The sequence below is a fragment of the Bradyrhizobium sp. genome (assembly GCF_027451485.1).
Lineage (GTDB): Bacteria > Pseudomonadota > Alphaproteobacteria > Rhizobiales > Xanthobacteraceae > Bradyrhizobium.
Genome location: NZ_DAIDJE010000187.1, coordinates 1 through 10,288, shown reverse-complemented (window position 1 = coordinate 10,288; position 10,288 = coordinate 1). Strand labels below are relative to the sequence as shown.

Annotated in this window: 11 protein-coding genes and 1 pseudogene; 5 read left to right on the top strand and 7 right to left on the bottom strand. The window is 61.3% G+C overall.

Translation table 11 applies throughout. From position 1 onward, the window contains the following. Window positions 1-168 precede the first annotated feature (168 nt). On the bottom strand, window positions 169-561 hold the full coding sequence (locus tag NEZ08_RS22650; protein ID WP_298112068.1) for a curlin: 393 nt from the start codon (window positions 559-561) through the stop codon (window positions 169-171). Between the two features lie 114 nt (window positions 562-675). Next, window positions 676-1,068: a curlin subunit CsgB gene (locus NEZ08_RS22645; protein WP_298112065.1), complete on the bottom strand. Its 393-nt coding sequence runs from the start codon at window positions 1,066-1,068 to the stop codon at window positions 676-678. A 168-nt stretch (window positions 1,069-1,236) separates the two neighbouring features. Between NEZ08_RS22645 and NEZ08_RS22640 the strand changes: the two genes are divergently transcribed. Further along, window positions 1,237-1,473, top strand: a complete 237-nt coding sequence (locus NEZ08_RS22640) for a hypothetical protein (RefSeq protein ID WP_298112062.1) — start codon at window positions 1,237-1,239, stop codon at window positions 1,471-1,473. A gap of 39 nt (window positions 1,474-1,512) precedes the next feature. Here NEZ08_RS22640 and NEZ08_RS22635 read toward each other — a convergent pair whose 3' ends face one another. The 3 genes from NEZ08_RS22635 to NEZ08_RS22625 form a co-directional block, all read right to left on the bottom strand. Further along, window positions 1,513-2,532 carry an NADP-dependent oxidoreductase gene (locus NEZ08_RS22635; protein WP_298112060.1) on the bottom strand — a complete coding sequence of 340 codons (1,020 nt, stop codon included), beginning with the start codon at window positions 2,530-2,532 and terminating at the stop codon, window positions 1,513-1,515. 219 nt (window positions 2,533-2,751) lie between these two features. Continuing rightward, window positions 2,752-3,102, bottom strand: coding sequence for a response regulator (locus tag NEZ08_RS22630; RefSeq protein WP_298112058.1), 351 nt, complete (start codon window positions 3,100-3,102; stop codon window positions 2,752-2,754). A gap of 876 nt (window positions 3,103-3,978) precedes the next feature. Further along, a complete protein-coding gene (locus NEZ08_RS22625) occupies window positions 3,979-4,212 on the bottom strand; it encodes a hypothetical protein (RefSeq protein ID WP_298112055.1) in 234 nt (77 codons plus the stop codon). Window positions 4,213-4,417: 205 nt separating this feature from the next. On the opposite strand from NEZ08_RS22625, the gene NEZ08_RS22620 reads away from it, so the two are divergent. The 4 genes from NEZ08_RS22620 (at window position 4,418) to NEZ08_RS22605 (ending at window position 9,338) form a co-directional block, all read left to right on the top strand. Beyond that, a complete protein-coding gene (locus tag NEZ08_RS22620; RefSeq protein WP_298112053.1) occupies window positions 4,418-4,636 on the top strand; it encodes a hypothetical protein in 219 nt (72 codons plus the stop codon). Between the two features lie 200 nt (window positions 4,637-4,836). Further along, a complete protein-coding gene (locus NEZ08_RS22615; protein WP_298112050.1) occupies window positions 4,837-5,823 on the top strand; it encodes a lytic transglycosylase domain-containing protein in 987 nt (328 codons plus the stop codon). Between the two features lie 187 nt (window positions 5,824-6,010). Then, complete coding sequence (locus NEZ08_RS22610) at window positions 6,011-8,347, top strand: Tex family protein (RefSeq protein ID WP_298112047.1); 2,337 nt, start codon at window positions 6,011-6,013, stop codon at window positions 8,345-8,347. 73 nt (window positions 8,348-8,420) lie between these two features. Continuing rightward, window positions 8,421-9,338: an NAD-dependent epimerase/dehydratase family protein gene (locus NEZ08_RS22605; RefSeq protein ID WP_298112044.1), complete on the top strand. Its 918-nt coding sequence runs from the start codon at window positions 8,421-8,423 to the stop codon at window positions 9,336-9,338. 521 nt (window positions 9,339-9,859) lie between these two features. Here NEZ08_RS22605 and NEZ08_RS22600 read toward each other — a convergent pair. Then, on the bottom strand, window positions 9,860-10,012 hold the full coding sequence (locus tag NEZ08_RS22600) for a hypothetical protein (protein WP_298112042.1): 153 nt from the start codon (window positions 10,010-10,012) through the stop codon (window positions 9,860-9,862). A gap of 80 nt (window positions 10,013-10,092) precedes the next feature. Continuing rightward, window positions 10,093-10,288, bottom strand: a pseudogene (locus tag NEZ08_RS22595) (cupin); the annotation flags it as partial.

The window sequence follows — 10,288 nt, the reverse complement described above, 5'->3', positions numbered from 1 at the left end:
GGCGGTCCGTTGACCGAGACGATCGTCTTGATGTTTGCGCTTTGTGCCCGCGCAGAGTCGCTCGCTGCGCAACAGGCGACGAGAGCTGCCACGGCAGCAACCAGAAGATGCTTGTTCATCAATGCCTCCACATTGCACGTTGTTGCAGAGATATCGGCACGACCCCGGTCACGGAACGGCCTGCAGAATCGTAGAGCCGTTCAGGATCCCGAGCTGACCCACCGCGGCCGTATTGTTCAAGCCGATCTGGCCGATCAGGCTCGTGTTGAAGCCGCCGGCCTGGCCGGCCACCGCACCATTGGTCGCGGTCGGCGTTGTGCCGCCCTGCCCGATCGCAATCGAGTTGACCGACGCCAGCGATCCCGACTGCGAGCTCGACGCCTGGTTGAAGGCACCGAATTGCAATGTCGTTGCGGTGTTGTTCACTGGGCCGGTCTGGGTCGTAGATGAGAAATTGACCGCACCGAATTGCAACACGCTAACCGTGTTGGCGGCTTTGGCATCGACAGCGGTGAACGCGCTGAGCATGACGACCGTCGCGACGAGATGATTGATCCGCATGTGACTTCCTCCGCCAGCAGCAGCAGCTGGTCGATCCGCCGGTTGATGTGATCATGGAAACTTGAGCCCTGCCCTGGGAGCGCCTGTGGACCCCCAGGGCGGTACGAGGCTGGCTTACTGCTGCGTAACCAAGCTCAGGTTCAATCCTCCGAACGCGCTGAACTGGCCAACGGACGCGGAGTTGGCCGGCGGGTTGCCGATCGAGAACTGACCAATCCCGCTCAGATTGTTGCCGAGAGCGGCCTGCCCGGCGGTGGCCGAGTTCACAGCACCGATCTGGAGCGTGCCCTGGGCGTTGTTGAGTGAGATCGAGGTGGTGCCCTGCATGGTGCTCGCGGAATTCACGAAGCCGATCTGCGTGGTCAACGAAGAGTCGTTCACATGACCTTGCTGGTTCACGGTGGAGACGTTTACGCCGCCCACCTGGAACGTGGTCGCCGTGTTGGCGGCGTGCGCAGCAGACGACAGAGCGAACACTGCGGCGGAAGCGAGGAGCAATTTACGCATGGCGTATCCCTTTCGTTAAAGGAGGTGTTTGCGATGTCCCGCCCTAAGCCTTGCCGCTGCGGACCGACATCATGGGGATACTTTGAACCGGTCAGTCATTGCCCGACAGACGGAAGTTCATTCTAGTCTCGATGGACTACGCGCATATTCCTAGGCCACACAGCGCAGGTGGAAGAATTGCGGCGGGTATCAAGCGAACTGGCGCGCCAGTGGCGCCATTCCAACATTCGCATTCCTTCCCAGCAGGAACTTTTGCGAATGTTAGAATCAAAGGACCACTGGGAAATTCAACGACGCCGTAAACTGCGATCAGCCGCTACGCAGATCGATCCGCGCAGCGTTATGGCAAAGATCGACGCCACGGCTTCAGTTGCAATGGCGCAGGCCAATAAGGATAAACCTTAAGCTCGATCGAGCCGGCCGCCGCATCGACCAGCGTGCGACCTATTCCCGCTCCGGTCCGACACGCACCAGCTGCTTGCCGAAATTGGCCCCTTTGAGAAGCCCCATAAACGCGCCCGGGGCATTCTCGATCCCATCTGTGACGAATTCCTTGTACTTCACCTTGCCCTCCCGCACCCATTGCGACATGTCGCGCAAGAACTCGGCGTGGCGCGCGGCGAAATCACTGACGATAAATCCCCGGAAGGTCAGCCGCTTGGTCAGGATCGAGCGCATCATCGAAGACGCCCACTTCGGCGCCTTCGCCTCGGTGTCGTTGTAGTGCGCGATCAGGCCGCAGACGGGCACGCGCGCGAAAGCATTGAGCAGCGGAAAGACAGCCTCGAACACGGCGCCGCCGACATTTTCGAAGTAGACGTCGATCCCCTTGGCGCAGACTTCCTTCAGGTTGGCCGCGAGATCGGGGTCGCGATGATCGAGGCAGTCAAAGCCAAGTTCGTTGCGGACATAGTTGCACTTGTCGCTGCCGCCGGCGATGCCGACAACGCGCGCGCCCTTGAGTTTTGCAATCTGGCCGACCGCCGATCCCACCGCGCCCGACGCCGCCGCGACAACGACCGTTTCGCCCGCTTGCGGCTTGCCGATGTCAAGCAGCCCGCAATAGGCCGTCATGCCAGGCATGCCGAGCACGCCGACAGCGGTCGAGATCGGGGCGAGTTTCGGATCGATCTTGCTGAGCCCATGACCGTCGGAGACGGCGTGGGTCTGCCAACCGGCGCGCGACAGCACGATGTCGCCGGTTTGGAACGCGGCGTTGTCGGAAGCGATCACCTCCGATACCGTGCCGCCTTCCATGACGCCGCCAATCTGGACCGGCGCGGCGTAGGAGGCTGCTTCGCTCATGCGCCCGCGCATGTAGGGATCGAGCGATAGCCAGATCGTCCGGAGCAGCACCTGTCCGCTTCCCGGCGCAGGCACCGGATATTCCTCGATGCGGAAATCGGAAATTTTCGGCTCGCCAACCGGACGCGACGCCAGAACGATACGCTTGCCTTGGGGCATGGTGTTTCTCCTCGACGATGACTTCGTGGGAGCCATGGTAACGGGGAAGCCGGTCATCAGGAAGGCCGCTTACGAGACAACCTGCAACACCGCACTATTCGCTCCCGGGACCGCATCGCGCCCGTCGAGGATCATTACCTGCCCAGCACCGAGGAACTCAATTTTTCGTTGTCTCAGCCAAATTCGCTCGAGGGCGACCAATCAAATCCACGTCCCGGATCAGTGGGCTGCCTCGCGCAGTAATGTCATCGGATGGACAGGCTTCGCGTAGAACTTCGCGCCGTCGGGCAACCCCCTTGCGGGTTCTTGGCCGGATATAACAACGACGCGCATGTCGGGATCTTGTTCGCGCGCTAGGTGAGCCAGTTCAATCCCATCCATCTTGCCGTTGAGATTCACGTCCGTGACCAGGAAGGACGGATGCCGCATCTTGACTGCAAGAAGTGCGGTCTCTGCATCCCCGCACTGAATGACGTCGAATTCGCTTTCCTCCAATAGAACCGCAATCATTTCGCGTTGAAGAACGTCATCTTCGACGACAACGGCGATCTGGTGCAGAGATTGACCCATGACGCACCTCCAATCAACAAGAGTAACTTGCGTTAATGACGATGCCTCGCAGCAGTTCGACGCGCCTGGAAAAATTCTCGTCCGCCGTGCCGCTACTCCCGACACTGCAAATGCATCTCGCCCCTTGGACCAATCCGGCAGATACGGGCGGGCGCCGTTCGGCGCCCGCTCGCCCAACACGCCGAGCATTCGTGGCGATCATCCCTTAGCTGCCGGGCGGATTCACGCTCGGACTGTCGCCACCCACGCGGGATGTATCTCTGCCGGAAAAACCGAAGTTGCGTTGATTCCAGTATTCGTCGGTATTCCGAGGCGCATAACTTCCAGGCGGAACATCATACGACCTGTAATAGGTCCGCGGTGCGTCGCGGTACGGTGCGCCGAACGGCGTATACACCACTTGAGCGAAAGCCGGCGCTCCGAGAGCCGCCGAAGCGACAGCGGCAGCCGCAATCATCTTCATCCGAATCATTTAGCTTCTCCATCGTGGACCGACGGCTAATCCCCCCTTCGCACGGTCGTTCCGAAATTTAAGAAACGGTAATGCGAGGCTGCAGCCGCCGCGAGCGTTCTATTGTCCACAATGTAACGGAGCGTGCTCGCCAATGGACTGGATCGAGATTTGCGAGCCACCTCGCCGGAGCCTCTGCAAGATGAACGTCTGATCCACACCCTCACGCGATACTTGCATTGGCTGGTGGTCCTTCGATTCCAGCGTTTGCAGAGCTGCGTGCTGAGGGATGCAGATCCTTGAACCAGACCAAGAGCGCGGCATCAAGTAAAAGGCCGCCAGGAGCGGCGGCCTCGTCTTTATGCGAAATCAGAACCGGTCGCAGACACCTTGGACTGCTGTCTGCGACGTGGACCCGCCGCGGATTACGGTTTTTGGCCGGCTTGCGACTGCTGATCCGATTTCTTGTTCATCTCGGCTTTGTTAGCCTGGTGATGACCGATGGCACAGCCTGCAGCGGCGCCGAGCTTACCATGGCCCGCCATATGCCCGGCAACGCCGCCGACCACGGCGCCTTTGATACAGCCTTTGGCATCGGCCACGCTGACCGACGCCAGCACGATTGCGACAGTAGAGATTGCGATTGGTACGATTTTCATAAGCGGCTCCTGACAACAAGATCAGTGATCAAACTCGACCCGGAAGCCTCCGGTTCCCGCTGCTTTTGCTGCGAATGGCCAAACCGCACCGACATCTTCAGAGGGTCTGATCTCTCCTACCCGATCGGATATCGCGGCCTGCCTTTTCGGAACTTCCGCCTCATCTCGCGATTTGCTCTTCCAGGCGTTGCAGCGGCCAGAGACCATGAAAGGCCTTTCGAACGGGGCATTCCCTCCTGAGGTGATCGAGACCATGATCACCGCGTTCGAAGCTGCGGTGGCGACGCTGCCCGAACCCGTCCACTCGGCTCACGTCACGATGATCGCCGAATCCATTCTGCGGACCGCGAGCAGCGGCGAACGAGATGCAGCCGTGCTGAAGCGGATCGCGCTGATGGAACTCCAGATTGCGCAGCGGCGCTGAAACCAACTTTCCGAGCCATCCACGCGAACACTCCCGCAAAGTTACGGCTCGCACAGAGGTCCCAGCGCAAAAACCAATACGGCTTCCGCGTCGGCAGCGCAAAGATCGCCGCTTTGCCGCAATCGACTCGTTAAAAAGTCGTTATTCGAAGCGCATTTGCGCGCAGCTCATCACATCACAGAACAGCTCCATCGACGCAAATGCGATTCATCATCGCGGCGCTGACCGCGTTTTTCGTCCTGATGTTCGACTTCGATCGTTCGCCAGGCCAAATATCAGGCCACGCTTCAACCATCGAAGTGGCCTCCGCCTCGCAAGACTCCGGATCCGGCGCCGTTTCCTTCGCCGATCGCTTCATTCAAAGCCCTCTCGGAAGCCAGTGGCTCAATGCGACGGCCGCGTATGAATTGCCTGCGCTGCCGAACCCGGCCAAGGATACTGCAGTTGATGCGCCGGCGTCCGCGGCGGATGTCTTCTGCCGTGCCCTGACAGAGGCTGCCGAAGCCAACGAAATACCCGTCGCGTTTTTTGCGCGTTTGATCTGGCAGGAAAGCGGATTCCGGGCGAACGAAATCAGCCATGCCGGCGCTCAGGGCGTGGCGCAGTTCATGCCGGAGACGGCCGCCGAACTCGGCCTCGACGATCCCTTCGATGCGCTGAAGGCGTTGAGCGCCTCCGCAAGACTGCTGCGCAAGTTGCGCAGCGACTTCGGAAATCTCGGTCTTGCCGCCGCAGCGTACAACGCCGGCAGCGGCCGAATCCAGAAATGGCTTTCGAGGAAGGCCGCGCTTCCGCACGAAACCCGCGAATATGTCCGGCTCATCACCGGAACCGACCCGGAAGACTGGATCGAAGATGCCGACATGCTCGCGATCCGCGCTGATCTGCCACGCGAAGCGCCTTGCGAAGGCGTCGGCGGCTTGTCGACATCCAGGAATTTCACGCTGGTGCGGGCATTGCCCGCCCCGGGCACCGCCGTGATCGTCCGCAAGGCTGAAAGCGCAGAACGGGCTGAAAGGCATTCGACCAGCCGCGCGCGCAAACGACTTCTGCTCCGGCTCACCCGAACCGAGCCGGCCGCAACCCGGCCCGCCAGGCTGCGCGCAGCCATTGCCGGGCACGCCAAAGCAAAGCTCGCAAGCGGCCGGACCGCTCGCGTGGCCTTGCGCGAGCGTTCGTCCAGCTGACATCCTGACGTCACGCGCCGATTGGCAACATGGCGGATGCGAAAGTCACAGGAATTTTTCACAGCGCGACAAGATGATTCACATCACTTTTGATCGCGCATGCGGGGTTGATGAATCGGGGCGGATCAGTCCATAAGCGCTTCCCTCCGGCGGTTGACCCGCCGCAGCATTCAAGGAAGACTCCCGCGTGAACATCAATCAGAAGATCGCTGAAGAACTTGGCGTCCGCGAACAGCAGGTCGCGGCAACGGTGGAGCTGCTCAACGGCGGCGCGACAGTGCCGTTCGTCGCCCGCTACCGCAAGGAAATTACCGGCGGGCTCGATGACGCGCAGTTGCGCACGCTGGAAGAGCGCCTGACTTACCTGCGCGAGCTCGAAGAACGCCGCAAAGTCATCCTCGAATCGATACGTGACCAGGGCAAGCTCGACGCGGCGCTGGAAGCTTCGATCCTGGCGGCAGACAACAAGGGCCGGCTCGAGGATATCTACCTGCCCTTCAAGCCGAAGCGCCGCACCAAGGCGGAGATTGCCCGGGAGGCCGGCCTTGAACCGCTGTCGGATCTTTTGCTTTCCGAGCCGCAGAACGATCCGAAGAAGGTCGCGGAAGGCTTCGTCAATCCCGACAAGCAGGTTGCCGACGCCGCCGCAGCCCTCGACGGCGCGCGCGCGATTCTGGTCGAGCGATTTGCCGAAGACGCCGACCTGATCGGTGCGTTGCGCGAACAGATGTGGTCGAACGGGCTGATGTCCTCGACGGTACGCGCCGGCAAGAAGACCGAAGGCGAGAAGTTCAAGGACTATTTCGAATTCAGCGAGCCGCTGCACAAGCTGCCGTCGCACCGCATTCTCGCACTGTTCCGCGGCGAGAAAGAGGAGATCCTCGATCTCGCCATGCAGCCGGAACCTGCGCCTGCGACGCCCGTCCCGGCGACGACGCCGAGCTCCTATGAACTGAAGATCATGCAGCGGTTCGGCATCTCCGATCGAGGCCGGCCCGGCGACAAGTGGCTGACCGAAACGACGCGCTGGGCCTGGCGCACCAAGATCCAGGTGCATCTCAACATCGACCTGCGCGCACGGCTGTGGGCCGCCGCCGAAGAAGAAGGCGTGCGCGTGTTCGCGTCCAACTTGCGCGACCTCCTGCTGGCGGCACCGGCCGGCGCACGCGTGACCATGGGCCTCGATCCCGGCTATCGCTCCGGCGTGAAGACGGCCGTGGTCGATGCGACGGGCAAGGTCGTCGCGACAACGACGATCTATCCGCACGAGCCGCAGCGCGCCTGGGACGCCGCGCTGGCAACGCTGGGCAAGCTCGCCGTGCAACACAAGGTGGAGCTCATCGCGATCGGCAACGGCACGGCCTCGCGCGAGACCGACAAGCTTGCCTCGGAGCTGGTCAAGCTCTTGCCCGACCTGAAGATGTCCAAGATCGTGGTGTCGGAGGCCGGCGCGTCGGTTTATTCGGCCTCTGCCTTCGCCTCCGAGGAACTGCCCGAACTCGACGTGACGCTACGCGGCGCGGTATCGATCGCCCGGCGGCTGCAGGACCCGCTGGCGGAGCTCGTGAAGATCGACCCAAAGGCGATCGGCGTCGGGCAATATCAGCATGATCTCGGTGAAACCAAGCTCGCCCGCTCTCTCGACGCCGTGGTCGAAGACTGCGTCAACAGCGTCGGGGTCGATGTCAACACCGCATCGGCCCCGCTGCTCGCCCGGGTGTCCGGCATCGGCAGCGGCCTCGCGCAGGGCATCGTTCAGCATCGCGACGCCAACGGTCCGTTCAGGTCGCGCAAGGCGCTGAAGGAGGTGCCGAGGCTTGGCCCCAAGGCGTTCGAGCAATGTGCCGGCTTCCTGCGCATCAATGGCGGCGACGATCCGCTCGACAAATCCGGCGTGCATCCGGAAGCCTATCCGCTGGTGCGGAAGATTCTCGAAGCCACCAAAAGCGACATCAAGACGCTGATCGGCAATGTCGAGATTCTGCGCAAGGTGCAGCCGAAAACGTTTGTCGACGACACATTTGGTCTGCCGACCGTCACCGACGTGCTGCGCGAACTCGAAAAACCGGGCCGCGATCCCCGCCCCGCTTTCAAGGCCGCGGTGTTCATGGAAGGCGTCGAGAAATTGAGCGACCTGAAACCGGGGATGGTCCTTGAAGGCGCCGTCACCAACGTGGCGGCCTTCGGCGCCTTCGTCGATATCGGCGTGCATCAGGATGGTCTCGTGCACATCTCGGCGATGTCGAAGACTTTCATCAAGGACCCGCGAGAAGTCGTGAAGCCCGGCGATATCGTCAAGGTCAAGGTGCTGGAAGTCGATGTCGCCCGCAAGCGCATCGCGCTGACGCTGCGCATGGATGATCCGGTCGGCGCCAAAGCCAACCGCCTGCAAGCCGACCCCGGGCCGCGCTTCAACGAACGGCAGATGACCTCGCGTGGACCGGCCAGGCAGGACAGCGGCGGCAATGCATTTGCCGAAGCGATGCGCCGCGCAGCGGAGCGCAGCGCCGGGAAGACGAAGTAATCGATCGATCTCGTCTTCCTTTGCGGAAATCGCGTGTATAACGGCGACGGGCTCCGACGACGGGATGGAAATCATGCGGATATTCTGTACGGGCGCATCGGGCTATATCGGCGGTTCGCTCTCCGTCGCGCTGGCTGCCGCAGGCCATGAAGTCTCCGGACTGGTGCGCTCCGAAGAGAAGGCGGAACGGGTGCGAAGTCTGGGCATCGCTCCGGTCCTCGGAACGCTTGATGATCTCGATATTGTCCAGGCTGCCGCTTCGCGTGCGGATGCGATCGTCCATGCGGCCAATGCCGACCATGAGCCGTCAGCGCACGCGATGCTGGAGACGATTGAGGGCACCGGGAAAGCGTTCATTCACACGAGCGGGTCCAGCATCGTCGGAACGCCATCCGCCGGACAGCACGACGATGCCGTTTTCGACGAGGAAACGCCGATCATTCCGTCGGCCGGGCGCGCGGCGCGTGTTGCGTTGAACGAATTCGTGCTGTCCTTCAAGGAAAGAGGCGCTCGCCCGATCATCGTCTGTCCAAGTCTCATCTACGGCAGCAGCCGTGGACCGGCGAAACACAGCATGCAGGTTCCATGGCTGATCCGGCTGGCCAAGAAAGCCGGCGTCGCCAAGCACTATGGGCCGGGTGAAAACATCTGGTCCAACGTGCACATTGACGATCTGGTCGACCTCTATCTTCTCGCGCTCGCTTCGGCGCCGCCCGGGGCGTTCTATTTTGCCGAGAACGGCGAAAACGCGATGAAGCAAGTGTGCGAGGCGATCAATCGCAAGCTCGGCGTTACGACCGGCACTGTGCCGATGTCACTCGACGAAGCCTCGCGCGAATGGGGGCAAGCCGCCGCGCAAAATACCATGGGCTCCAACAGCAGGGTTCGTGCCATTCGAGCCAGACGAGAACTGGGCTGGCGCCCGTGCAGGCCGTCGCTAATCGACGAGATCGAACGCGGCTGTTATGCCGCATGCCTCGTTTCGCAATGAAGCGCCTGGTTCGGGTTGCCGCCCAACGTCAGGAGGCTTGCCGGGATTGTGCGCAGTCTCCTATCTGAACGCCAGAAAGCCCAGGCACGTGACGAGGGTCGCCGTGCTGATCGCGATCGCGACCAAGGCCCGTTCTGCTTTCCTCTCGAGGTCGCGCTCAGTCATGATTCAGCCTTCGATGTGATGGCACCGGGGCAACTTAACAAATGTTGGCTGGTTCCACAGTTGTCTGCAATTTAGTCAAGAATTATGCGCAATGGACGGAACCCGCCCCAGGATGCCAGCTTCCACCCCGGCGCAAGGCAGCCGGATACACGACCGCGAATAAATCGCGGTTCCTTCGAGCGGGATTTCGGATTGCGGGGCGGCTCGCGATCAGCTCAGCAGTTTCATGATGAGCGTGACGCCGAGCACGACGATCACCTGTACCAATCTTTCGGTTGTGAATATTCGGTTGAAAGTGGCTATTTTGATGGGGAGTTCTGAACGGCACCGTGAGCCGTAACTTCTGACCGAAAGCGTTAGGTCTCGATGCGCCTGATCTCCAGGACTTGCCACTGGCTGCTGTCGAACCAGCGTCCAAGGTTGGCCCTGACGTTCTGCTCGTCCGAGGCTTTCAGGTCAGCCTTGAGGCGGCGATTGCCGTTGGCGAGACAAATACGAAATACGCTCATTCTGCATGATCCTCCCGGTCCCGAAAGTGCTCGCTCTTGGTAAATCAATCGTTAAAAGCCGAGGGGATCAGCGGTGTCGCTCAGAACGCGCAGACATTTTCATGCAGCAGCGGGCCCTGCTTCATCCACAGCCGAGCTCCGCTGCCGGATACCTCGGCCTGGAGAGCCATCCCGGCCGGCAGGCGGCCCCAGGCCTGCGGCTCAAGCATCTCGCCGCCCACCGTGAGACCACCATCAAGCACGAGGAACTCCAATCCCTTGATGTTTTCGACCGTG